The sequence below is a fragment of the Heliomicrobium modesticaldum Ice1 genome (assembly GCF_000019165.1).
GTDB lineage: Bacteria > Bacillota > Desulfitobacteriia > Heliobacteriales > Heliobacteriaceae > Heliomicrobium > Heliomicrobium modesticaldum.
This window is the reverse complement of the sequence record NC_010337.2, coordinates 985,001-1,010,093: the sequence shown is the minus strand read 5'-3', so window position 1 is coordinate 1,010,093 and position 25,093 is coordinate 985,001. Positions and strand designations below refer to the sequence as shown.

General features: G+C 59.3%; 18 protein-coding genes. 16 read left to right on the top strand and 2 right to left on the bottom strand.

The genetic code is table 11. The annotated features are described in order from the left end of the window. Positions 1-109: 109 nt before the first annotated feature. The 10 genes from trxB (at position 110) to HM1_RS04450 (ending at position 11,224) form a co-directional block, all read left to right on the top strand. On the top strand, positions 110-1,426 hold the full coding sequence (trxB, locus tag HM1_RS04500) for a thioredoxin-disulfide reductase (protein WP_187147806.1): 1,317 nt from the start codon (positions 110-112) through the stop codon (positions 1,424-1,426). Positions 1,427-1,521: 95 nt separating this feature from the next. After that, positions 1,522-2,268 (top strand): tetratricopeptide repeat protein, encoded by a 747-nt coding sequence (locus HM1_RS14450; protein WP_012282111.1) that lies wholly within the window; start codon positions 1,522-1,524, stop codon positions 2,266-2,268. Positions 2,269-2,502: 234 nt separating this feature from the next. Beyond that, positions 2,503-3,372 carry a peptidase MA family metallohydrolase gene (locus tag HM1_RS14445; RefSeq protein WP_012282110.1) on the top strand — a complete coding sequence of 290 codons (870 nt, stop codon included), beginning with the start codon at positions 2,503-2,505 and terminating at the stop codon, positions 3,370-3,372. A 139-nt stretch (positions 3,373-3,511) separates the two neighbouring features. Next, positions 3,512-4,774 (top strand): UDP-N-acetylglucosamine 1-carboxyvinyltransferase, encoded by a 1,263-nt coding sequence (gene murA, locus HM1_RS04485; protein ID WP_012282109.1) that lies wholly within the window; start codon positions 3,512-3,514, stop codon positions 4,772-4,774. Positions 4,775-5,058: 284 nt separating this feature from the next. Next, positions 5,059-5,703, top strand: a complete 645-nt coding sequence (locus tag HM1_RS04480; protein WP_012282108.1) for a class I SAM-dependent methyltransferase — start codon at positions 5,059-5,061, stop codon at positions 5,701-5,703. Further along, on the top strand, positions 5,681-6,577 hold the full coding sequence (locus tag HM1_RS04475; RefSeq protein WP_012282107.1) for an MBL fold metallo-hydrolase: 897 nt from the start codon (positions 5,681-5,683) through the stop codon (positions 6,575-6,577). The genes HM1_RS04480 and HM1_RS04475 overlap by 23 nt, the downstream gene beginning before the upstream one ends. 92 nt (positions 6,578-6,669) lie before the next feature. Continuing rightward, positions 6,670-7,920, top strand: coding sequence for a S1C family serine protease (locus tag HM1_RS04470; RefSeq protein ID WP_012282106.1), 1,251 nt, complete (start codon positions 6,670-6,672; stop codon positions 7,918-7,920). Positions 7,921-8,058: 138 nt separating this feature from the next. Next, positions 8,059-9,183, top strand: a complete 1,125-nt coding sequence (locus HM1_RS16430; protein WP_012282105.1) for a hypothetical protein — start codon at positions 8,059-8,061, stop codon at positions 9,181-9,183. 126 nt (positions 9,184-9,309) lie between these two features. Beyond that, positions 9,310-9,795: a 23S rRNA (pseudouridine(1915)-N(3))-methyltransferase RlmH gene (rlmH, locus tag HM1_RS04455; protein ID WP_012282104.1), complete on the top strand. Its 486-nt coding sequence runs from the start codon at positions 9,310-9,312 to the stop codon at positions 9,793-9,795. A gap of 199 nt (positions 9,796-9,994) precedes the next feature. Continuing rightward, positions 9,995-11,224 carry an LL-diaminopimelate aminotransferase gene (locus tag HM1_RS04450; RefSeq protein ID WP_012282103.1) on the top strand — a complete coding sequence of 410 codons (1,230 nt, stop codon included), beginning with the start codon at positions 9,995-9,997 and terminating at the stop codon, positions 11,222-11,224. A gap of 148 nt (positions 11,225-11,372) precedes the next feature. Here HM1_RS04450 and HM1_RS04445 read toward each other — a convergent pair whose 3' ends face one another. Next, complete coding sequence (locus tag HM1_RS04445; protein ID WP_012282102.1) at positions 11,373-12,893, bottom strand: phytoene desaturase family protein; 1,521 nt, start codon at positions 12,891-12,893, stop codon at positions 11,373-11,375. A 455-nt stretch (positions 12,894-13,348) separates the two neighbouring features. Here HM1_RS04445 and HM1_RS04440 point away from each other — a divergent pair, with 455 nt between their 5' ends. The 3 genes from HM1_RS04440 (at position 13,349) to HM1_RS04430 (ending at position 17,402) form a co-directional block, all read left to right on the top strand. Beyond that, on the top strand, positions 13,349-14,305 hold the full coding sequence (locus HM1_RS04440) for an NAD(P)-dependent oxidoreductase (RefSeq protein WP_012282100.1): 957 nt from the start codon (positions 13,349-13,351) through the stop codon (positions 14,303-14,305). Positions 14,306-14,961: 656 nt separating this feature from the next. Beyond that, on the top strand, positions 14,962-15,345 hold the full coding sequence (locus tag HM1_RS04435) for a transposase (protein ID WP_236995042.1): 384 nt from the start codon (positions 14,962-14,964) through the stop codon (positions 15,343-15,345). A gap of 260 nt (positions 15,346-15,605) precedes the next feature. Continuing rightward, positions 15,606-17,402 carry an aldehyde ferredoxin oxidoreductase family protein gene (locus HM1_RS04430; RefSeq protein WP_012282098.1) on the top strand — a complete coding sequence of 599 codons (1,797 nt, stop codon included), beginning with the start codon at positions 15,606-15,608 and terminating at the stop codon, positions 17,400-17,402. A 166-nt stretch (positions 17,403-17,568) separates the two neighbouring features. On the opposite strand, the gene HM1_RS04425 is transcribed toward HM1_RS04430, so the two are convergent. Then, positions 17,569-18,945 (bottom strand): NAD(P)-dependent oxidoreductase, encoded by a 1,377-nt coding sequence (locus HM1_RS04425; RefSeq protein WP_012282097.1) that lies wholly within the window; start codon positions 18,943-18,945, stop codon positions 17,569-17,571. Positions 18,946-19,492: 547 nt separating this feature from the next. On the opposite strand from HM1_RS04425, the gene HM1_RS04420 reads away from it, so the two are divergent. From HM1_RS04420 to hrpB, 3 genes are all read left to right on the top strand, one after another. Further along, positions 19,493-20,836 (top strand): IS1380-like element ISHmo1 family transposase, encoded by a 1,344-nt coding sequence (locus tag HM1_RS04420; RefSeq protein WP_012281207.1) that lies wholly within the window; start codon positions 19,493-19,495, stop codon positions 20,834-20,836. Between the two features lie 354 nt (positions 20,837-21,190). Then, the gene (locus HM1_RS04415; RefSeq protein WP_012282096.1) at positions 21,191-22,378 is read left to right on the top strand and encodes a uroporphyrinogen decarboxylase/cobalamine-independent methonine synthase family protein; all 1,188 of its coding nucleotides are present in this window, start codon (positions 21,191-21,193) and stop codon (positions 22,376-22,378) included. Between the two features lie 59 nt (positions 22,379-22,437). Then, entirely contained in the window at positions 22,438-25,062 is a 2,625-nt protein-coding gene (gene hrpB, locus HM1_RS04410) for an ATP-dependent helicase HrpB (protein WP_012282095.1), read from the top strand. Positions 25,063-25,093 lie beyond the last annotated feature (31 nt).

Sequence of the window (25,093 nt, the reverse complement as noted above, 5' to 3'; positions counted from 1 at the left end):
AAGCGCTTCGGGCGCCTTGCCCCATCGCTTGACACATCCTTCACGATCGGCCTATAATAAAAGCCAAAACATACCCCTGACGGGTATAAAACGTTCGGGAGTGAGCGCCGTGATCGACTTTCCGTCGGTGCAGACCATCGCCATCGTAGGCTTATCGGACAAACCGGGCCGCCCCAGCCGCCATGTGGCGGAGTACCTGAGAGAACAGGGATACCGGATCATCCCCGTCAACCCGACGGCGACGGAGAGCCTCGGGGAAAAGAGCTATCCCGACCTCGCCTCCATCCCGGGCGATATCGAGATCGACGTAGTGGACGTCTTTCGCCGCGCCGAAGAGGTTCTGCCCATCGCCCAGGAGGCCATCGCCCGGGGGGCGAAGATCCTCTGGCTGCAGGAAGGCGTCATCAACGAGGAGGCGGCCAGGCTGGCGGAAAGGGCCGGCCTCACCGTCGTCATGGACCGTTGCATGCTTAAGGAAGACCAGGCTTGGCGGAGAAAGAACCCGAAGGACATCTATGATGTGCTGATCATCGGCGCCGGTCCGGCTGGGCTGACGGCCGGCCTCTATGCGTCCCGGGCGGGACTGCGCACCGCCATCTTTGAAGCTGTCATGCCGGGCGGTCAGGCGGCGACGACGGAAATCATCGAAAACTACCCGGGCTTCGACAAGCCCATCTCTGGCCCGGAACTGATGATGCGCTTCATGGCCCAGGCGCAGCGCTTCGGCGCCGAACTGATCTCCGAGCAGGTGATCAAAACCAGTCTGCGGGGCCATCTCAAGCGCGTCGAGACGCCCGGCGGCGTCCGCTACGCCCGCTCTGTCATCATCGCCACCGGCGCCCAGCCGCGCCGCCTCGGCGTCAAAGGCGAAGCCGACTTTCACGGGCGGGGCGTCTCCTACTGCGCCACCTGTGACGGCGCTTTTTTCCGGGGGCGCAAGGTGGTCGTCGTCGGCGGCGGCAACTCGGCCGTCGAGGAGGCCCTGTTCCTGACCAAGTTCGCCACTGAGGTGACCATCGTCCACCGCCGCGACCAGTTGCGGGCGACAAAGGTCCTCCAGGAGCGGGCCTTCCAGAACCCTAAGATCCGTTTTGTCTGGGACACGGTGATCGAGGAGATCGTCGGCGGTGCCGCAGTGGAGAAGGTGCGCACCCGCAACAGCAAAACGGGTGAGGCCGGTGAGATCGCCTGTGACGGCGTCTTCGTCTTCGTCGGTCATTCTCCGGCAGCCGATTACCTGGTCGACCCTCTGGACCGGACGGAAGAAGGCTATATCGCCGTCGACGCCAACCTGGCCGCCAGCATCCCCGGCGTCTTCGCCTGCGGCGACGTGCGCAACACGGTCCTGCGCCAGGTGGCCACCGCCGTTGGCGACGGCGCCGTGGCGGCCATCTCGGCGGAGCGGTATCTGTCGGGCCATCGTTAAGCAAAAGGCAAGGCTTCGGACGATGCCGCTGCGACGAGTTGAACGCGCCTGCACAAAAACCATGGCCTTTACCCAAGAGAAAGGATGAGACCGCATTGGCCTCTGCCTCTTCCCTCCACAACAAGCAGCGCCGGGTTTACGCGATGGTGGCCCTGCTCGTCATCGCCGGCCTGATGGGTAGCACCATCGTCTACTCCCTCACCGCCCTGCGGGATGCGCCGACACCGGGGCCGGGGCAGGACATCAGCGCTGATAGGGAGAGCCTCAAACAAACCTGGCAGGCTGACATCAAGGGATTGGAAGAAAAGACGATAGCCGATCCGAAAGATGCCTCCCTTTGGCTCGAACTGGCCAACACCCGCTACAACCTGGCCTCTCTCTATCGCTCGACAGGGGACAAGGAAGCTGCGCAAAACACCTTCCGCCGCGCTTATGAGGATTATCAAAAGACCCTGGCTTTGCAACCGGACGATGTCAACGCCCGCGTCGACGCAGCCACATCTGCTTTCTACGGCGACCTGATCGATGATGCCGAAAAGAACTTCAAGGTCGCCATCGAAAAAGACCCGCGCCACCTCAACGCCCGCTACAACTATGGCATCTTCCTCATCCAAGCCAGAAAAGATCCGGCAGCCGCCAAGGCCCAATGGCAGAAGGCGCTGGAGGACGCCAACCCGCCGGAGAAAGAGGCGGAAAGCCTGCAAGAATTGATCCGGCTGGCCGACTCGATGATGCAACCGGCGCCGAAGGGACAAAACCCTGCGACCTCTGCTGCGCCCACGGCCCAGCCGGGAGGACTGGAAGCACCCGATCTGAGCGGGATCGGCCAGAAGCAGCCTTAGATAGGGACAAAGCATAGCCCTGATTGCGCCGCCCTTCGCTGGGCGGCTTTTTTTACCCTGGCAGTCTGAAAAGGATCGCCTGTTCCTCTAAAAAACGGTCGGCTCCCCAATAACCCCCCCTACACCCAGCAACATCTCCGCCACAAAACCCCTAACGGTTGGTATAATGGACGGGCTTTCCGATCTTGCAAGAATTATTGCATATATAAGATGGAAGGGAGCGGGGGGAGAAACATGGGGGAATGGAGAATCGACCCGCCCCAGTGGTGGGTCGCCGGTTTTGTTATGCTCTTTTTGCTCGCCTTCGCCGCTACTTGGCCGGTGATGAGAGCGGAGGGCTTCGGCTGGTATCGCGAATTCAACCGGCGCAAAGCCGAAAGAGACACGCGGCACTGGCGCCTTCTCGAGGGAAAGCAGGTCACCCTCCGCTACTGTGATGAAGATGCCAAACTGGCCCCGAAAGTGCTTCGGGATACTGAGCGGATCTACCCGCAGGTGACGCACATGGTGGGTTATCAACCGACTGTGAAACCGCTCGTCTTGCTCTATCCCGATCGAGAAAGCTTCAACGGCGTCTTCGGCTGGAAAGACCAATCGGCCATGGGCGTCTACTACGCCGGCGTCGTGCGAGTGCTGACGCCCCGCCTCTGGAGCCATGATGACGTTGACATGACCGGTCCCATGGCCCATGAACTGGCGCACATGGTCCTTGACTATCAGACAGGGGGGAACATCCCGCGCTGGCTTACCGAAGGCGTAGCCCAGGAGGCGGAACGCCGCCTGAGCGGCTTCACCCTCTCCCGACCAAAAGGCGACTGGGCAGAGCGGCTCTACCCTTTTGAAGCGATGGACGACGGCTTTGACAACCTGGAGGATCAGCGGCTGGCATATCGGCAATCGCTGTTGGCTGTCGACGTGCTCCGCGACGCCGGTCCAAAGACGCTGAACAAGACCATCGACAAGCTGGCTGCGGGAGCGTCCATCAGCGATGCCATCGCCGAGGCGACCGGCTGGGATTGGGGCACTTTTGTGCAGAAGGTGTATGCAACCGCCCAGAGAGAAAGCGATGGGCGCAGATCGGGGAAAATTGATTTACGCGAATGAGAGGCGCTGCGAAGAAAGAAAACGCCTGCCCGGGCAAGCAGGAATCCGGCCTGGCTGAGAGAATAAAGAGAAGAAGCATTGGCTAATCGACCCCAAGCCGCCGACGCCTTTGCCACAGTAGAAAGGGGAACGATGCTCGTTGGGCAAACTGTTGATTCAGGGGGGGATCCCCCTGGAAGGGCGCGTACCCATCAGCGGCGCCAAGAACTCGACGCTGCCCGTCATGGCCGCCTGTTTCCTGGCCCAGGGCGAGACGATTTTAGAAAATATCCCGGAAATCACCGATGTGGACGTCGTGATGGAGATCTGCCGCGAAATGGGCGGCGAAGGGGAATGGCTGGAGCGCGGCGTCATCCGTCTCCATGTGCCTGATACCATCTCCTGCAAGACGTCTTATACACTGGCCAAGAAGTTGCGAGCATCAAACCTCTTGCTGGGTGCCTTGTTGGGACGCTTCGGCTGGGCCGAGGTGGCCCTGCCGGGCGGCGACAACATCGGCACCCGGCCCATGGATTTACATATCAAAGGTCTCTCTGTCCTCGGCGCTGAACTGAAGATCGAACACGGGTACATCCGCGGCGGCGTGGCCGGCGGCAAGCGACTGAAAGGCGGCAAGATCTACCTCGACTTCCCCTCCGTGGGCGCGACGGAGAACATCATGATGGCCGCCGCCATGGCCCAGGGACAGACGATCATTGAGAACTGCGCCAAGGAGCCGGAGATCGTCGACCTGGCCAACTTCCTCAACGCCATGGGCGCCCGCATCCGCGGCGCCGGTACGGATGTGATCCGCGTCGACGGCGTCAGCGAACTCAGAGGCACTCGTTACACCGTCATCCCTGACCGTATTGAGGCGGGTACCTACATGATCGCTGCGGCGGCGACACACGGTCGGGTGATCGTGGAAAACGTGATCCCCACCCACCTGCACGCCATCACGTCGAAACTGCGCGAGATCGGCGTCCGCGTCGAAGAGGGCGACGATCAGATCTTTGTCGACGGCGCCGGCCTGTTTCGGCCTGTCGATGTGAAGACCCTCCCCTATCCCGGTTTTCCGACGGACATGCAATCCCCGTTGATGGCGCTGCTGTCGACGGTCAAGGGCATCAGCATGATCGTCGAAAACGTGTATGAAAACCGCCTGCGCGTTGTCGACGAACTGCAGCGCATGGGCGCCCAGATCAAGATCGAGGGCCGGACTGCCGTCATCGACGGCGTGGCGCGGCTGTCGAGCGCCCAGGTGAAGGCCTCGGACCTGCGGGCTGGCGCGGCGCTGATCATCGCCGGGCTGATGGCCGACGGCGAAACGGAGGTCTCCTGCCTCCACCACGTCCTGCGCGGCTATGCGCACCTGGAAGAAAAACTGACCGGCCTCGGCGCGCGGGTGCGGCGGATCTCCTAAAGGATTTTTGCGCGGCCCTTTCTCGGCGCATCCTAGGGCTGTTTTCGTCGCGGCTGTCTTCTTTTGCTGCCCGATTGCCCCCTTGTCGCGACTTTGCGCTTCTGCTGCCCGATTGGCCCCTTGTCGCGACGCTGCGCTCCGACCTCTTGATGAACCAGCGATGAGGCCTTGTTGAACCCATCATCGCTGTACTGACGGCGCGCTTGCGCCGCCTGCGTATGTTCGACGAAGCCACCATTTGCTTTCGATGCACAGCACCTATCGCAGAAAGAAGGAAACAGCCGTTGCAGCGGGTCACTGAACTGATCGCCGTACCGGGCGGCCCTGTGCTGACCTTTACCCGGATCGGCAATGTAGATGATCTGATCTCTGCCGCCCAGGAGGAAGATGACCTGCCCTTCTGGGCAGAGCTTTGGCCGGCGTCGCTCGGCTTGGCCGCCTACCTCTGGCGTCAGGTGGACATGCAAGAGCGCCAGGTCCTGGAACTGGGCTGCGGCCTCGGCCTGTCGGGCATCGTGGCCGCCCTGAAAGGCGCCGAGGTGACGCAGACCGACTTCATCCCGGCGGCCCTGGAACTGGCCGGGGAAAACGCCGCCCGAAATGGTGTAAAGACCGAGCGGGTCTGGGCCGACTGGCGGCGCTTTCCCGCTATGGGCAACTTTTCGCTGATCATCGGCTCCGACATCCTCTATGAGCGGACGCTGCACGGTAACCTGGAGACGATCCTGACGACCCACTTGGCGCCAGGGGGCGAGTTTATCATCGCCGATCCTGGTCGAGAATGGGCGGCTTTGTTTTTTGACCGGCTGGACGCCGCGGCGTGGCAGCGGGATCTGTCGATCATCCCGGTCCATCTGGATCGGAAAGAATACGCCATTCGGATTCACCGGTGGCAACGGAGGCAGCATGCGGTATACGACGATTGCTAGCGGCTCCAGCGGCAACTGCGCTTTTGTGGAAGGCAAGCAGACGCGGCTCTTGGTGGATGCCGGTCTGGCGGGCAAGGCGGTGGAAAAGGGATTGGCCGCTGTTGGCGTCGATCCCCGGACGATCGACGCGATTGTGGTCACCCACGAGCACATCGATCACATCCGCGGCGTCGGCGTCCTGGCGCGGCGCTACAAGTTGCCCGTCTACGCCAGCGAAGGTTGCTGGGAGGGCATGAAGCACGCCATCGGCGACGTGCCGGAGGCGCAGGTCCGCCTGATCGATCCCAATAAAAAAGTGACCCTGAAAAACCTGGAGATCGAAGCTTTCCCCACCCCTCACGACGCTCGTGCGCCCATCGGCATGACCATCGACGATGGCGACAGCCGCCTCGGCATTGCAACCGACATAGGCTACGTCACCCGAGGCATGGGCCGCCGCCTCATCGACTGCCAGGGGCTGATCTTTGAAGCCAATTATGACCCGAAGCTGCTGCAAACCGGCCCCTACCCGGCCCACTTAAAGCGCCGCATCGCCTCGGACAAGGGCCACCTCTCCAACCCCGACGCCGGTGAGGCATTGGTCAAGCTCTGCGACGGCGCCGTCCGGCAGGTGCTGCTGTCTCATTTGAGCCAGGAAAACAACCGCCCCGATCTGGCCGTCCATACGGTCGCATCCATCCTGACGGAAAATGAACATGCGGTCCAGCTCGTTGGCGACGGCGCAGTCGCTTTGGAAGGCGTCCTGGCTGTCGCTGAAGGGCGTGCCTTGCCTTGGCCGGAACCGGGAGCGGAAGGCCGCAGCGGCGCCCGAACTGAACAGGTGCGACTATCTGTAGCGCCCCGGTATGAGCCCCACCCCCTGGAGGAAATCTAGCGAGAAGGCGGCATTGTCGCTCGGTGTACAGTTGTTTTGTTGTATAACCGATTCGAACAGGAACGGACAGTTTCGAAACGGAGGAACGCCGGATGAGTTACTTCGAAGAAAAGGGTCCTTATCGGGAGAGCTCCGCGAGTCCTTACAACCATAGGGGCAATTCATCCAATCACTACAGCCAAGGTCCCTATGGCGGCGGTTACCCCTCCGGGCCTTTTGGGAAACCGCCGAAAGGCCGACCCGGACTGCTCTCGTACTTTGTGGTCGCCCTCGCCGCCGCCGTCCTCGGCGGCTACATCTCCCAGTACTTCGCCCCTCATGCGCCAGCCCCTGGGCCGAGCACGCCGCCGCCTTCCGGCTACGCGCTGCCGCCGCAGGTAGCCGACCCGGCCCAGGTAAGCCTGGACGGGAACCGCGTCGTCCAGGTGGCCCGCGCCGTCGGTCCTGCCGTCGTGGGCATTTCTAACCGGGTGCGGGTGAGCCAATTCTTCCGGGGCAACCGCATCGAGGAACAGGGCACCGGCTCCGGCGTCATCTTCGACGGGGCTGGCTTCATCGTCACCAACCACCACGTTGTCGCCGGCGCGGCTGAACTGGTCGTCACCCTCACCGATGGCCGGACTGCTCCGGCCACCCTCGTCGGCTCCGATCCGAAGACCGATCTGGCCGTGATCAAAATCAACCTGGATAACCTGCCTGTCGCCAAGTTCGGCGACTCATCAAAGCTCAGCGTGGGCGAGCTGGCCATCGCCATCGGCAACCCCGGCGGCAAGGAGTTCGCCGGTTCGGTGACCCAGGGCATCGTCTCAGGACTCAACCGCCAACTGAACACGCCGGAAGGCTACGCCTTCAACCTGATCCAAACAGACGCCGCCATCAACCCTGGTAACTCGGGCGGCGCCCTCTTGAACGCCAACGGCGAGGTGATCGGCATCAACTCGATCAAGATCGCCGTCCAGGGCTTTGAGGGCATGGGTTTTGCCATCCCCTCGAACCAGGTCATGCAGATCGTCAACGAATTGCGCGCCAAGGGCAAGGTCTCCCGGGCCGCCCTCGGCGTGACCCTGATCATGGATGTCGACAAAGAACTGGCCCAGAAGTACAATCTGATTGTGGATTACGGCGTCGTCGTCAAGCCGTCGCCGGGCGGGCCTGCCCAGAAGGCGGGCATGCAGAACAACGACATCCTCATCGCCATCAACGACAAGCCGGTTCGCAACCGGATGGAACTGCAAAAAGAACTCTTCGCCTATAAGGTGGGCGACACGGTTAACGTCACCGTCGTCCGGGAAGACCAGAAACAGACCTTATCGGTCACCCTCGGCGAATTGCCGCCGCAGTAAGTCATCACGTCGCGTCAACAGGAACGGGCAGTAAAGGATAAGCGAAAAAGGAACTCCGGCTGGAACCCCACCCATGCGGGATTTCGGTCCGGAGTTCTTCTTGGCAACTACAGAGATGAAGAAAGGCGGATGCAAACGATGACACAGGATATGCACGGCTGCGCCCAGAACGGGCACTGCCATGGACAAGGTCACGATCACGACCATGGACAGGGCCACCACGACTGTCATGGTCACGGTGCCCCATGCCTCGCCCATGGGCATGATGCGCACAGTCATGACGGTCACGGGCAGATTGACAGCCATGGTCATGACGCCCCAGGACACAATGCCCATGATCATGACACTCACGGACATGCCGCTGCGGCGGAAAAGCCGAAACCGTCCTCCTGGGGCTGGGTACCCTTTGCCCTGCTCCTCTCCGGCCTGCTCACCTTCGTCCTGACGCCGGTGGTGGCTTACCAGGGCATCCCCGTATCGGCCCAGCAGCAGCTGCAGCCGGTCCAAGCCCAGACGGTGGCCGAGCAGGAGGTCATGACCGCCGTCAAGGACGCCCTGACCAACCGATTTAAGGCCTTCATGACCGGCGACGCCAAGCTCCTGGAAAAATCCTTCGGCAAACAAGGTGTCGCCGACGCCCTCCAGGACGAAAAGATGGTCTTCAACGAAGCGGTCAAGCAGTTTAAAGACGCCAAACGCAAAGGCGACGTGAAGGTCGAAGTGGTTCCCTACAAGATCGATGTGGACGGCAACAAAGCCCACGTCCTCTTCCGCTATATGGTGACCATCGGCAATGAGCAGCCGATCATGTCCGCCCGCATCTGGGACTTGGCGAAAACGAAAGACGGCTGGAAAGTCGTCGGCAACAGCGCCTTCGTCGACAGCCCGGCTACCGGCAAGGTTGTCAAAGAGGCCAAAGCCTTCCTCACGGCCCTGAAGTTCAACCACACCGAAGCGTTACGCGGTCCTTGGGATACGGGCAATGACCCGCTGAACGCCGTCACCGCCAAGAACATCAAAGCCCTGGCCGGCAAAGGCGGCAGTTGGGAAGTCACCAACGTCACCCTCGGCGACCTGATGACCATGCAGTCGGTCGCCTTCTCAGAAGACGCCAATTGGGCGCGCGTCATGGTCCAGAACAACGAGACACAGCAGAAGTACGTCCTGATCATGGCCAAGGTCCCCCAAGGTAAAGGCGTCCTGGCTGCCGAGAAGTGGGCTGTGTATGGACTGGTGTCGGAGAAGGAATACTTTGCCCAGTAACTCAAGCAAGGTAGGGTAAGCCAGTAAACAAGCAGAAGCAAGCTGATGCCGTCGCCTGGAAAAGATAATACCTGTATTGAATAGTCGAAGCGATACATGCTGAGGCAAATGGAAGAGGGTTAGACGATGCTGCATATCCGCATTGTCGCCGTCGGGAAACTGAAAGAGAAGTATCTGAAAGAAGGCCTCCGGGAGTATATAAAACGCCTGGGGGCCTATTCCCGTTTGGAGATCATCGAGGTGCCTGACGAGAAGGTGCCGGACAAGCCATCTGACACGGAAGCGGCGTTGATCAAGAGAAAAGAAGGTGACCGCCTGCTGGCGGCCGCTGGAGATAAGGATTATATCGGCGTGGCGCTCGATCCTCGGGGGGAGATGTGGTCGACGGAGGACCTGGCGGATAAGATGCGGCGATGGGAACTCTATGGGCCGAACTTGGTCGTGTTCTTCATTGGGGGGACGTTGGGGCTTTCTAAGGAAGTGCATGCTGTGTGTAAGGCCAAGTGGTCCTTGTCGCGGTTGACCTTTCCCCATCAGCTGGTGCGGTTGATTTTGTTGGAGCAGGTCTATCGTGGCTGTAAGGTGAATCGGGGGGAGACCTATCATCGATAGCGCATGGCCTCTGACGGCACGAAGGTCGAAGCGCCGGGAGAGACCTTTGGCGGGGACGGACTAAGGTCCCTCTAACCGTGGTTCGATGAAAGAGGAATGACGGAGTGGTGATAGGAAGAAAGGAACGGTTGAAAAATAAGATCCGCCGACGATATAATAAGCTGGAAATGTATGCGTAAAGAAAGGATTGACCATAACCATGGCGTTGGTGAACGAGAATTACCTGAAGCTTCCCGGAAGCTATCTTTTTTCCGAGATCGCCCGGCGGGTGAATCAATTTAAGAAAGCAAACCCCGAGGCTGACATCATCCGACTTGGAATCGGCGATGTGACGCGTCCCCTCGTGCCGGCCGTCGTCGAGGCCATGAAAAAAGCTGTCGATGAGATGGGCCGCGCCGAGACCTTTCGCGGCTATGGCCCTGAGCAGGGCTATGACTTCCTCATCGGGCAGATCATTGAAAACGACTACAAGCCCCGCGGCATCGACCTCGGCATGGACGAGGTTTTTGTCAGCGACGGGTCCAAGTGCGATACGGCCAACTTCCAGGAGATCCTGGGCATCGGCAACATCGTCGCCGTCACCGACCCCGTTTACCCTGTTTATGTGGACAGCAACGTCATGGCCGGACGCTCCGGCGCCTTCAACGAAAAGGGCCAGTTCGACGACATCGTCTACCTGCCCTGCACCGAGGCCAACGGCATGAAGCCGGAGCTGCCGAAGACACGGGTCGACATGATCTACCTCTGCTTCCCGAACAACCCCACCGGCATGACCCTGACGAAAGAAGAACTGAAGCAGTGGGTCGACTACGCCCGGGAAAACAAGTCGATCATTCTCTATGACGCCGCTTATGAGGCCTTCATTCAAGAAGCACACATCCCTCGCAGCATCTATGAGATCGAAGGCGCCCGCGAGGTGGCTGTCGAATTCCGCAGCTTCTCCAAAACGGCCGGCTTCACCGGCACCCGTTGCGCCTTTACCGTCGTGCCGAAAGAGGTCATGGCCTACGACCGCGAAGGCAGAGCCTACAGCTTGAACGGGCTCTGGCTGCGTCGGCAGACGACCAAGTTCAACGGCGTTTCCTACCCGGTTCAGGCGGCTGCGGCGGCCATTTATACCGAAGCCGGCAAAAAGCAGGTCAAGGAGACCATCGAGTACTACATGGAAAATGCCCGGATCATCCGCGAAGGCCTCGTCGAAGCCGGCTATAAGGTCTTTGGCGGCGTCAACGCCCCCTATATCTGGCTGAAGACCCCCGACAACATGAGCTCTTGGGACTTCTTCGATAAGCTGATCAGCGTGGCCAACGTGGTCGGCACGCCCGGCGCCGGCTTCGGCGCCAGCGGCGAAGGCTACTTCCGCCTGACCGCCTTTGGCACCCGGGAAAACACGGTGAAGGCGCTGGAGCGGATCCGGACACGGATGTAAGCCCTTTTGCTTGGTCCGACTGTGGATATCACCGCAACAGGGCCAGAGCCACAGAAAGCTGGAAAAAGATAGAACGAGAAAGAAGCGACAAGGGAGTGATGAGGCCCCCTTGTCGCTTCTTTACAGTGGTGTGAGACCGGAGAACCGCCTACCTGGTCATCTGATCGGCCACGGTCATCCCTGACAGGGCTGTTCCCAAGGTCCCGGCGCCGGGAAAGACCGTATCGCCGCAGAACCAGAGATCGGACTGACCGGAGCGGACAGGATAGCTGCGCAGCCAACTGAGGGGACCGGTGGGGATGTAGCCGCCGACCTTGCCCTGATGGCGGCCGGTGAAGCGCGCCCAGGTGACCGGTGTTCCCGGCAAGACCTGTTCGATAGTCGTCTGAAAACCGGGAAAGCTCCTGGACACCGTATCGAGGATCCGCTGCTGATACGCTGCCTTCAAGCTGTCATAGCGACCAGGTTCCCACCACTGGGCCACGGCGGTGTGGGTGGAAATAGTGATCGATCGTTTCCCTGCCGGAGCGAAAAGCCGATCCTCCGGCGAAGAGAGGGAGAGCAGGAACTGGTTTCCTTCTGTCGGCGGCAGGTCGTAAGATCCGATGAATTGATGAAAGAGACGGTCGCCAGGGGCGCTAGCTTGACGGCACCCACCGCGGCCAGGCAAGTCGCTCGTATCTTTACAGCCCACATAGAGGACGAAAGCGCCCCAGGCCGGCCGGCGCTGTTCACGCGCAACATCGACGGCGACGGCTTTTCTGAGCCCTTCCGGGAGGAGGTGGTGGAGGCTGTGCAGCGAGTTGTTCAGGACCAGCCTCTTTCCCATAAACCCTTCGCCGTATTGGTTCGTCACCAGCCAGCCGGCGGCGCTTCGTTCGACGGTCCGAATGTCACAGTGTCTTCGAATCTCGCCGCCATCTCGGATGATGGCGTGGGCCAGGTCTTCGGCCACTGTGGCAAGACCGCCGCGGATGGCGAAAGCGCCTCGGTGGAAGGTAGAAAGGGCGGCATAGCCCAAAAAGGCGGGGCACTGTTCGGCTGTCGTCTGGACGCTGTCGATGAGTTGGCCGTTTAAAAAACAGAGAAAGCGCCGGGCTTTCTCCAGGTCGAAACGCTGCAGCCTGTCGGCGATCGTGCTGGTGAGAAAGGGCAACAAGCGGACGGTTTGACTGTCGGCCAGCGAAAGCAACCGGACGGCTGTTGCGACGTCCGTCGGCGGGAAGAGGGGACGCCTCCTGATGACCGGGTCGAGCCACTGGGCGACCTGAAGGGCCTCTTCAAAAAAAGCGATTACGCGGTCGCTTTCCCGAGGGAACTGGCGGCTCGCCTCTTCATACCAGCGCGTTTTCGAGCGCCAGTAGGGAAAAGCACCGTCGGGGAGATGGATGTCCATGATCACCGGCGGTGCTTCCCATTTTGGTAAGGGGATGCGCAACCGGCCGTAAAGATCATGAAGAACGCCGCCTGCTTCTAAGCCCATTCCGACGGTTGCCCCGGCGGCAAAACGGTAGCCGCCCCGCTCAAACCTTCCGGCGCAGCCGCCCAGCGCTCCCGATCGCTCACAGAGGAGGACCCGTTGCCCCTTATGGGCCAGACAAGCGGCGGCAGTAAGACCGCCGAATCCGGCGCCGACAATGATGACGTCGTAAGGAATGGTTCGTTTCATGATGCGCCCTCGTTTACCTATTTGATCCCATCAGGCCTCATTAGTACCCATAAACCTCTATTAACCCCCGCTGGTTCTCATCAACCCCGCCAGCTCCCTTTAGCCCACGCCAGCGCCCATCAGCGCCGCCAGCTCCCGTTAGCTCACGCCAGCCCTCATCAGCGCCCATTAGCTCCTGTTAACTTCTATTAATTTCCATCAACCGCCACTCCCTCTCCTTAGCGCCGATCCCTTTCATTAGGTCCCAATAGCACCTTGCTGCCTATTACCATACCGCTGTGATATACAAATGTAAAGGCCTTGTTCGGCGAAGTGGGCGTGAACGCATCAGACGGGAGCCCTTGAGAGTGGGCTCGGTTGCGCCATCGCTGGTCGGGTTGCCGGATCAATTGACAGCCCTTCCAGGCAGTTTTATACTTAAAATAGCATTCACAAAACCGATCAGGGGGGGTACGATGAAGAAGACAGTCATCCTCAACTTGGCGAAGTTGAACTACGATCACCAGATTGACCTGTCCCCGATCTCGGCGCTGACCACCGTCACGGCCTATGACAGCAGCAGCCCCGAGGAGATCATCGAACGGCTGCAAGGCCAGGACATCGCCATCACCAAGGAATTGCCCATGGGAAAAGACCTCATTGCCCAATTCCCACCATCGATCCGACTGATCTGTGAAGCCGGCACCGGTTTTAACAACATTGACCTGGATGCCGCCCGGGAAAAGGGCATCACCGTATGCAACGTTCCCGGCTACAGCACAGAAGGCGTCGCCCACTTGGCCATCACCTTCATCTTGAACCACAGTTCCTCTCTGTCGCGCCAGCAGATCATGCTCAGCCGGAAGAATTTCGTCAACTTCACCGAACACCTGACTGTGCCGCACTTCGAGGTCAACGGCAAGACCCTCGGCGTCATCGGCGGCGGTGCCATCGGCCGGGAAGTGATGAAGGTGGCCGTCGCGCTTGGGATGGATATCCTCGTCTACGATCCCATCCCGCGCGATTGGGGCAACCCTCGGATTCAATCGGCCAGCCTGGAGGATCTGCTCCGGCAGAGCGATTTCGTCACCCTCCACTGCCCCCTGTTGCCTGAAACACGGCACCTGATCAACAAAGAGCGGCTGAGTCTGATGAAGCCTACGGCCTATCTTGTCAACACCTCCCGGGGTCCCCTCGTCAAGGAGGCCGATCTGATCGAGGCGCTGCAGCAGGGCAAGATCGCCGGCGCGGCCCTGGATGTGCACGAGGTGGAACCGCTGTCCCCCGACAGTCCCCTGTTCACGCTGGACAATGTGGTCCTCACCCCCCATATCGGCTGGCAGCGCCTGGAGTCGCGGCAGCGGCTCTTTAAGCTGATGGCCGGCAATATCGAGGCCTTCTTGAAGGGTTCGCCCATCAATGTGGTGAGCTAGACATCGGTGCAATATCGTTGCGATGAACCGTTCTCTGCGAAAAAGCTGGGACGGTTCTTTTTTTGCCAGAAAGCGACTAGGGCGCTAGCGGGACTCCATTTAACATGGCTTGGACGCTCACCATGGATGGGGGGAAGAGCCCAGCTACGGGGCCTGGTTGTCTATTACGAAATGAAGCCAAATCGAGGGATGCAAATATGCATTAGAAAGCATATTTGCAAAATTTTTTAACTTTTTTCGCAACAGAGGCAGGGATTTGCGTGAACTTGTCAAATGATTTGAATCAAGTGATAGAAGTATCAAGTTTACTTTTGTGCGAGCGAGCGATAAGGCCGGCAGGGCCGCATGAAATTCACTTACGATGCAAAAGGAGGTTGAACAGCTCTCCTAAAATCGTAACAAAAAGGAAAAAAGCGGAACTTTTTGTTTAGACTATTCGTCTACTTCGTAAAGAGGATAGCACAGAGGTCTTTATCCATGAATCCATCGGTTTCTATTTCCAAAGCCAGTCTAATGCTCGGCGTTACCCCCCACTGAACCGAATGAAGAAATGGTGCAGGACGTAGTCTCCATCATTACGAGCTTTAGCGCCCGGATCTATGGCGCATGAGGCAGGCGGAGGATCAAACAAACCCTCGATTAATTGCAAAAAGAGGGTGTGCTGGAATGAAAATCACCGCTTGCGGCGAGCTATGCTGGAAAGGGCCTGTATCCGAAACGGGATCGAGTATACGAAAGTGAAGCCCGCCTTTACGTCGAAGATCGGCTTGTACAAGTATACCCACCAGTATGGTCTGGACGTTCACCACGGCGCGGCCCTGGTCATTGCCCGAAGGGCTTACGGAATGCGAGAAAAAGTCCCGAGGCTCTTGCGGGAAAAACTCCTTCCCACATTCAAAAAAACCACCGAATGGAAACGATGGTCCATGGTCCATCAGCGGATCGAAAAAGAAGCGAAAATCATCACGAAAGGAAGTGTAACACCTGAGTTTTGGCGGTCACACCGGAAAGAGATCCTCGGACTAACCTCGAACTTGTAGCGTAACGTACATAGTGGTCTTCGTACACGCGGTGAAAGGCGAAGACGACGGTGAACCTTACGGAAGGGGTAACACCCCTCGCTGTGGTGGACTTCCCTATCTTTGCTAGGGGAGGCGGTGGCAACACCCTATGGCGTACAAGTGATGGCTTGTATCCGAGGAAATCGAATCCTGTGAGATTTCCCACGCTGAGGTAGTCGCCAGCGTGCCAGAATCGTAACAGAGTCGATTTGTTATGGTTTTGGAAACCAGGGCAATCTATGGACGCTTATGTAGGCAAGGTGCTACGCATCAATCTGTCGGAACAGACGATCAAGTGCGAACCCCTCAATGTGGAAGCGGCGAAAAAGTTCATCGGTGGCCGAGGTCTCGGCAGTTATCTGCTGTCCCAAGAGATCGATCCTGCCATCGATGCCCTGAGCCCTGAGAACAAAGTCTTCATCATGACCGGCCCCTTGACCGGCACGAATGCACCCACAGGCGGGCGTTACATGGTGATCACCAAGTCGCCCTTGACCGGCGCCATCGCCTGCTCCAACTCGGGTGGTTTCTGGGGACCGGAGTTGAAGAACGCTGGCTATGACATTGTCGTCTTGGAAGGCAAGTCGGAAAAGCCCGTCTACATCAGCATCCAAGACGACAAGGTGGAGATCCGCGACGCTGCTCATCTCTGGGGGATGAAGGTCAACGAAGCGACGGACAGGTTGCTGGAAGAGGCGGGCGATCCGAAGGCCCGCGTCCTCTGTATCGGCCCGGCCGGGGAAAACCTCTCGCCCATGGCGGCGGTGATGAATGACCGCTTCCGCGCCGCCGGCCGTTCCGGCGTTGGCGCTGTTGTCGGCTCGAAGAACGTCAAGGCCATCGTCGTGCGCGGCTCTGGCAAGGTGCAATTGGCCGACGCGGAGCGGATGAAGGGCATCTTGAAGGGCGTCATGGCCAAAATCCGGGAAAACGGCGTCACCGGACAGGGCCTCCCCACCTACGGCACGGCCGTGCTCGTCAACATCATCAATGAGAGCGGCGTCTTCCCTACGCGCAACTTCCAGACGGGCGTCTTTGACGATGCCGAAGCCATCTCCGGCGAGACGCTGGCCGAGAAATACCTCCTGAAAAAGGATCCCTGCTACCGTTGTCCCATCGCTTGCGGCCGCTACACCAAGGCCGATGAGATGGAAGGCGGCGGACCGGAGTACGAAACCATTTGGTGTTTCGGCTCCGACTGTGGCGTCAACGATATGAAGGCGATCATCAAGGCCAACCACCTCTGCAACGAGTACGGCCTGGATACCATCTCGGCTGGTGCCACCATCGCCTGCGCCATGGAGCTCTTTGAAAAGGGCTACATCAAGGCCGAGGAAGTGGACGGACCGGAACTGACCTGGGGTAACGCCGACGCCATCGTCGAGTGGACAAAGAAGATGGGCGCTGCTGAAGGTTTCGGCGCCAAGCTGGCCATGGGCTCTTACCGCCTGGCCGAGTCCTACGGCGTCCCCGAGTATTCGATGACCGTCAAGAAGCAGGAGCTGCCGGCTTATGACCCGCGCGGCATCCAGGGGCACGGCGTCCAGTACGCCACGTCCAACCGGGGCGGCTGCCACGTCCGCGGTTACATGATCTCGCCGGAGATCCTGGGCCTGCCGGAAAAACTGGACCGCTTCTCCCTGGAAGGCAAGCCGCTTTGGGCGAAGATCTTCCAGGACCTGACCGCTTCTATTGACTCCGCCGGTATGTGCCTCTTCACCTCCTTCGCCCTCGGCGCCAGCGACTACGCCGATCTGCTGAGCGCGGCCACAGGCGTTGAGTGGACGGCCGATGAGGTGCTGGCAGCCGGCGATCGCATCTACAACCTGGAGCGCCTTTTCAACATGCGGGCCGGGCTGACGAAGGCCGATGACACGCTGCCGAAGCGCCTGCTGGAAGAGCCGCTGCCGGAAGGCCCCTCTAAGGGCTGGGTGCATAAGCTCGACGAGCTGCTGCCCCTCTATTACGAGGCCCGCGGTTGGGACGCCGACGGTGTGCCGACGAAGGAGAAATTGCAAGCGCTGGGGCTGGAATAGGCATAACGATGAATAGATAGACAGGGGAGGCCGAGGCTTCCCCTGTCTGTTTTTCCTTCCTGCGTCCCGGCGCGCCAACAGGTCGGGCGAGGGCTTTTTTGCCGGATCTTCTATGGGCTTGTCTTATTCATCAGGAGCGGATAGCGGAGGCAGGCGCGCTTTTAGGTCAGACGCCGCACTCTTCGATCAGCTTCTTGGCTTCGACGTACATGGCGATGCCGGCGGCCACTTTTTTCGCTTCCTTCATGGCCAGGACGACGGTGGCCGGTTCATGGACTACGTCGCCGCCGGCGAAGACACCCCGCCGGGTGGTCATGCCGTAAGGGCGTTCCCGGGTGATCACGTAGCCATTGGGGTCGACTTCGATGCCGCCGGCCGAGGAGATGATCCGCGCGGCAGGGCGCTGGCCGATGGCAAGGATGATCTTGTCGGCAGGAAGCGTCTGCTTCTCCCCTGTGGCGACAAGCTGGTTCGACTCGTCGATGGCCATCGACTCCAGTTCGATGGCGGTCACTTTTTCGTCGCCGAGGAAACGGGCTGGCGAGGACATCCAGCGGAAGGTGACACCTTCGGCGCGGGCGTGCTCGAACTCGCTGCGCAGCGCCGTGATCTCCGATTCCCCGCGGCGGTGGACGACGGTGACGCCGGAGGCGCCGAGCCGCAGGGCGGTCCGGGCGGCGTCCATGGCCACGTTGCCGGCACCGATGATGAAGACCTTGTCGCCGATGGAGACGGGGATCTCGCGGGGGCTGATCTTGCCGCTGTTGGCCAGGGCGACGATGCGCAGGAAGTAGGAGGCCTGTACGACGCCGGCCAGGTCGTTGCCGGGGATGTCGAGCCGTTTGGGCAATGCGGTGCCGGTGCCGATGAAGATGGCGTCATAGCCCTCTTGGAACAGTTGGTCGATGGTGATGTCTTGGCCGACGAGCACCTTGTTGCGGAAGGTGACGCCGAGCCGTTCCATTTTGCGGATCTCCCGGCGTACCACCTCTTTGTTCAGGCGAAAGTCGGGGATGCCGTAGATGAGGACGCCGCCCGGTTCCTCTTGGGCGTCGAAGACGGTCACGTCGAAACACTGCTTGGCCAGGTCGCCGGCGACGGTAAGGCCGGCCGGGCCGGCCCCGATGACGGCCACCTTGCCTTTGTTCTGGACGGGGCAGGCTTCGGGCTGGGTGATCTCCATTTCAGCGTCGAAGTCGGCGATGAAGCGCTCCAGTTTGCCGATCTTGATCCCTTCGCCTTTTTTGTTGAGGATGCAGTGGCTCTCGCACTGCTGCTCATGGGGGCAGACGCGGCCGCAGACGGCGGGGAGGTTGCTGCGGCGGGCGATGATGGCGCTGGCCTCGCCGATGTTGCCGTTGGCCAAGGCTTTGATGAACTGGGGAATCTCGTTCTCAATGGGGCAGCCGGCACGGCAATGGGGCTTGGCGCAGCCGAGGCAGCGCTTGGCCTCGGCGATGGCCTGGCGCGGCGTGAACCCCTTGTCGATCTCCTCAAAGGAGAGATCGACCACGTCGAAATCGCTTTTTTTATCGATGATCATATGAAATCACCTGTTCGAAAAAAATCAAGGATGCCAGCCAACCTGGAATAAGGATCATTCCATATCGGTTCGAAGGAATCCTTCCGCATTAGAGGATTTTTCATCGTTTGCTCAAAGGTTGTTCATTATATGCATGTTTGAAAGGATGTATCTATGTTAAGAGTGTGATCTGACTAGCGCAAGGTTTGCGTGGAGAGGCGAAGCTGCGCTATACTTTGAATTTGTCCAATGGTTCACCCTTCGATGACGCATGCTGGGTATAGGGTGACTCCGTTTGTGATCGACTATGGCTGGAATGACGGGATTTATGAACGGACGAAGGGTTTTCTGAATGGAACGAGGGTTTACTGAATGGAACGAGGGTTTACTGAATGGAACGAGGGTTTACTGAATGGAACGAGGGTTTACTGAATGGAACGAGGGTTTACTGAATCCTGAATCAGTGACAGGATAAAAAGTAAATAGTCGAAATTCAGCGCATTTCCCCGTATAATAGAGATAAACGAGTTTAATCGGAGTGATTTAAACTCACCGACGGGGTGAATGCATGACCATGAAGAAGTTCATTATCGAGCAATCGAATGAGGAGCTTACACCGGTAACTGGATTGGCGCTCGTGGGCGCCTTGTTAAGAAAGACTTCATTGAAATTGCGATTGGATAAGTTCACTGTGCCCACTTGTTTGACACCAGATATAAGCCACGGAACTGTTGCTCTGAGCTACCTGGGCCTTCTCTGTCAGGGAAAGAATGACTTCGATGCGATTGAGCTGGCTCGTGGAGATGACTTTTTTCGATACGCCATGGGCGTCGACATCGTACCCTCCAGTCCCACGTTACGACAACGATTTGAAAAGGTTGTTGAGACGGATTTGAAATGGAACGACATCATTATGGAAGAATCTGCTCGTCTCATCAAAAAAGCAAAAGCTCCCCTGACACCTGTTCGGGTCGGCGCTACAGACTATCTGACGGTAGACGTAGATGTGACGCCATTGGATAATTCCGGTTCCAAAAAAGAGGGGGTGACGCGCACCTACAAAGGTCATGATGGCTTTGCGCCCATACTGGCCTACCTCGGTCAGGAAGGCTACTGCATAAACGTTGAGCTGCGTCCGGGCAAAGATCATAGCCAGAAAGGAACGCCCCAGTTCTTAACAAAGAGCATCAATTACGCACGCCAGTGCGGAGCTGAGAAGCTTCTGGTACGCATGGATTCCGGCTTTGACAGCGTCGATAACATACGTGTCCTCCGCGCAGAGAATGTTGACTACATAATCAAACGCAACCTTCGCCAAGAAACTCCCGAAATGTGGAGGGACATCGCCCTTAAAAATGGGCAGGCCCGAATTGTTCGGGAAGGAAAAGTGGAGTATATGGGCAGTGTAATGTGGAAGGTCGGCAATATGGAACAACGTGAACGGGTGGTTTTCCATGTCGTGGAACGAACCATCTTGTCCAATGGGCAGCAATTGCTGCTTCCAGAGTTAGAAGTGGCCACGTACTGGACGTCGTTACCCGTCTCGCCGGAAGAATTGATCCATTTGCAAAGAGATCACGGAACCAGCGAGCAATTCCATAGCGAGTTAAAAACGGACCTTGATTTGGAACGACTGCCTAGTGGAAAATTTAAGGTCAATGATCTGGTCTTTCATTTCGGTGCGCTTGCCTATAACCTGCTTCGCATCGTTGGTCAAATGAGCTTACACCATCCGGATTCTCCCCTAAAGAGAAAGGCCCATACGCAGCGCCGCCGGATACGCACGGTACTTCAAAATGTGATCACCATTGCGTCTCGATTGGTGAGACATGCCAGACAAGTGAAGCTCCGGCTCGGGGCGCATAGTCCCTGGTACGCAACGTTTAAGGATCTCTATCTTGCTTTTTCGTAAACGGCAAGAATTTCCTAAAAAATCAAATTCATTCGATGGGATAGACCTTTGGATGTAAAATGTGTCAAAGGTTAGCTTTGCTATACGCTTTTATGGATCTCGTTTCTTGACGGCACCACCTTCTTTGATAAGGCGACGTGTTCAAATGGCTATCTAAGGAAATTGGATTAAATTCTTGTAATACGAATTACTTTTTGTGGAAAATCATTGGGGTACTGCCAAGTCGACTCACGGATTCAGGTGAATGGAACGAGGGTTTGCTGAATGGAACGAGGGTCTGCTGAATGGAACGAGGGTTGACTGATGGATAGAGGTTTTGTAAATGAATGAAGGGCATAAGGATGGTGTTCGCAGTTGTTTCCGATCGTGACGGCCATGGGCAGTTTGCCTGTCGATAGTTATGCAGAGGCGAAGGCGTTGGTGGCGGCAGGGTGTCCCCAAGCGCCGCACTGCCCGCAGCTTCCTGCTGTATGTCAGGAAGATCTGCTGCTGGAACAGGGGCTTGCCCCCTGGGAGCGCGCGGGGCTGATCCGGCGTCTTCCTGACGGAAGACCCGTCGTTGATCGCGCTGCTGACGGGTTTGCCGATGCGTTGGCGCGGTTTTCCCGGATTTGTGGCGTCGGGGAATGTGGCGTCGATGAGCCCATCGAGTGGTACAGCAATGACGAGTCACTTTTTGCGCAGAAAAGCCCGAACTATCGTCGCTTCCGCCAGGACCTGTTGGAGCGGGCCTGGCCGGGGAAGGTAAACTGGGTCAAGGCGCAGTTGGCTGGGCCGCTGACGACGGCGCGGTACGTGACCGATGAGCGCGGGCAATCCCTGCTGGATGACCTGCAACTGCGGGAACTGGTTCTCGCGTCGGCGGCGCTGCAGGCATCCTGGATGGCGAGCGATCTGCGGCGGCTTCCCTGGCCGGTGATGATCTTTGTGGACGAGCCGGGGCTGAGTGGGGTGGGGAGGAAGTCAGACGATCCTGCCGGTTGTGCTCCGAGGGGCGCCGCTGAATTAGACGGTGCTGCCGGTGCGGGTCTAGGTCCTATTGAGAACAGGGGGGATGCCGACTGTGACGGAAATGTGGTTGACGTCGATCTGGCCCGCCGGTTTGTTCAGACGATGGCGCAGGCAGTCGGCCAGACGGGTGCGCTGGCAGGACTGCACTGCTGCGCCGATACGGACTGGTCGCTGGTTCTGGACAGCGGCGTCCATGTCATCAGCTTTGACGCCTGCCGTCATTTCGAGGGGATCGTCCGCCATGCCGAAGCGGTGGCGCGCTTTTTGTCTCGCGGCGGCCTGCTGGCCTGGGGGCTCGTGCCGACCGAGCCGAGCGAGCTAGCCGTCGCGACGACGGAGGGACTATTGCAAAAGCTTGCCGGTCAAATGGCTGTGATGGAAGACTGCGGAGTCTCTGGCGATGCGATGCGGCGGCAGTTGATCCTGACGCCGGCCTGCGGCTATGGGCTGCGAACGGTTGCCGAAGCGGAGAGGGCTTATCACCTTCTCGGACAACTGGCTTCTCGTCTCAAGAACGCCGTTCGTCTGTGAACGGGGGGGAACGCAACCGGCCGATGCCGGGAAAGGTCGTAGTGAGGAAGGGATAGACGATGACTTCGCTGCCGATTGAGGCAATTCTGCCCGCCTTGAAGGAAGCGCTGCGCGTCCGGACGAGCACGGTGCTGGTGGCACCGCCCGGCGCTGGCAAGACGACGCGGGTGCCGCTGGCGTTGCTCAATGAGCCCTGGTTAGCAGGTCGTCGCATCATCATGCTGGAACCGCGCCGCCTGGCCGCCCGTTCGGCTGCTCGGCATATGGCAGTGAGCCTTGGAGAGGCGGTTGGGGAGACGGTGGGCTTTCGGGTTCGGCTGGAGACGCGGGTAGGGCCGAGCACAGCCATTGAGGTAGTCACCGAAGGGGTGCTCACTCGGCGCCTGCAGGCCGACCCGGCGTTGGAAGACGTGGGGCTGGTGATCTTTGACGAGTTTCATGAGCGAAGCCTCGCAGCTGACTTGGGGTTGGCGCTTTGCCTCCAGTCACAGGCGCTCTTGCGCGAGGACCTGCGCATCCTGGTCATGTCGGCCACCCTGGACGCTGAGCCCGTGGCGGCTCTTCTGGGAGATGCGCCTATCATCGCCAGTGAGGGGCGCCCTTTTTCCGTCGATACGCGGTATCTGGAAAGGCGTACCGAGGGAACGATGGAGGCACAGGTGGCCCGGACAGTCCGGGAGGCCTTGCTGAATGATGAGGGCGACATCCTTGTTTTCTTGCCGGGCATGAAAGAAATCAGGCGGGTGGAGGCACGACTGGTCGAGATGGGGGTGGGAACAGGAAAGGTACGAATCTGCCCGCTGCACGGCGGCCTGCCCCTGGATGCTCAAGATCGGGCGATCGCGCCGTGCCCCCCCGGAATTCGCAAGGTCGTCCTGGCCACATCGATCGCGGAGACCAGCCTGACAGTAGAAGGCATCCGGGTCGTCGTTGATAGCGGGCTTATGCGTGTGCCCCGCTTCTCACCGCGAACGGGAATGTCGCGGTTGGAAACCGTTCCGGTCTCGCGGGCGTCGGCTGATCAGCGCCGGGGACGAGCGGGGCGCTTGGGTCCGGGGGTCTGTTACCGCCTGTGGACACAGCCGGAGGATCTGCGGCTTGCGCCGCGCAGCGCGCCGGAGATCTTGGAGGCTGATCTGGCGCCGCTTGCGCTTGAACTGGCTGCCTGGGGAATCAAGGATCCGGGAGAACTGCAGTGGCTTGACCCTCCGCCTGCAGCCGCCTTTCTGCATGCCCGGGAGTTGCTGATCCAACTCGGAGCGCTCGAAGCCGATGGACAACGCGGCACAGGCGGCCTGATCACGCCGCAGGGCCGGCGCATGGCTGAGGCGGGGCTGCATCCTAGGTTGGCCCATATGGTCCTCCAGGCGATCCCAATGGGTCTTGGGAAAGTGGCCTGTCGTCTTGCCGCGATTTTAAGTGAACGAGACTTTTTTCGAGACGGTGGTGTCAGGCGGGACGCGGACTTGCGATTGCGTTTGGAGGCCTTGGACGGGAATTTTCGCGACTCGGAAGACGTCGGTGCCGCTTTTGGCGTCGCCGTCGACTTGGCGGCGCGCCGGCGGATTCTCGCCGAGGCGAGCGCTTTGCAACGGGCCTTTGGTCTGCGAGATGAGCCCTGCGACGAAAAGAGCGAGGCCTATGTTGCCAGTCAGCCGGAGAAGGTGTTGCCTGTTTTTATGGAGGAAGATGTTTGTCGGTCTGACAGGTGGGAGAGCTGCGTCGACGCCTGCGGACTTCTGCTCGCCTTCGCTTTCCCCGACCGGATCGGCCAGCGACGGCCAGATGGCCGTTTTCTGCTGCGCAACGGCCGAGGTGCCGCTTTCGCCGATGTTCAGCCGCTCTGCAATTCACCTTATCTGGTCGCGGCGGAGCTGGACGATCAGGGACCGGAGAGCCGCATCATTTTAGCTGCGCCGGTCGAGTCGGAAGATTTGGAGAGATATTTTGGGGGCCAGATCGAGAAGGAAAGGCTTGTCGTCTGGGAGCGCTCCAGTCAAGCCGTGCGGGCTCGTCAGCGCGAGCGCCTGGGTGCGCTGGTGTTGCGTGAAAGGTCCCTCGCCGATGTCGAACCGGAAGCGATCCAAAAGGCGCTACTTGCCGGAGTCCGAGAAGAGGGGCTCGCGATCCTTTCTTGGACTAAGGCGGCTCGGCAATTCCAAGAACGGCTCCAGTTCATGGCACGCTGGGACGATGATTGGCTGGATGCATCCGATGAGGCGCTCCTGGCGAAACTGGAGGACTGGCTAGGTCCGCATCTGTATGGAATGAAAAGCCGCAACGATCTGCAGCGGCTCGATGTGAGGGAGATTCTGGAGGCGACGCTTACCTGGGATAGGCGACGGGAACTGGATGAATGCGCGCCCACGCATATCCTCGTTCCCAGCGGCCGGCGCGTTCCCATCGATTATGGAACACCGGAAGCACCGGTGCTGGCCGTCCGGCTTCAGGAGATGTTTGGCCTGAAAGATACACCGCGGATCTGCCGGGGCAGGGTTCCTCTGACGCTGCACCTGCTCTCCCCGGCTCAGCGCCCAGTTCAGGTCACTCAGGATCTCGCCAGCTTTTGGCGGGACGCCTATTTTGAGGTGCGCAAAGATCTCAAGGGGAGGTATCCGAAACATTATTGGCCTGAGGATCCGAGGGAAGCGATACCGACAAGCCGCGTCAGGCCTGATAGGTGAGGGACGGCATATCTGAGGACTCCCTTCAATG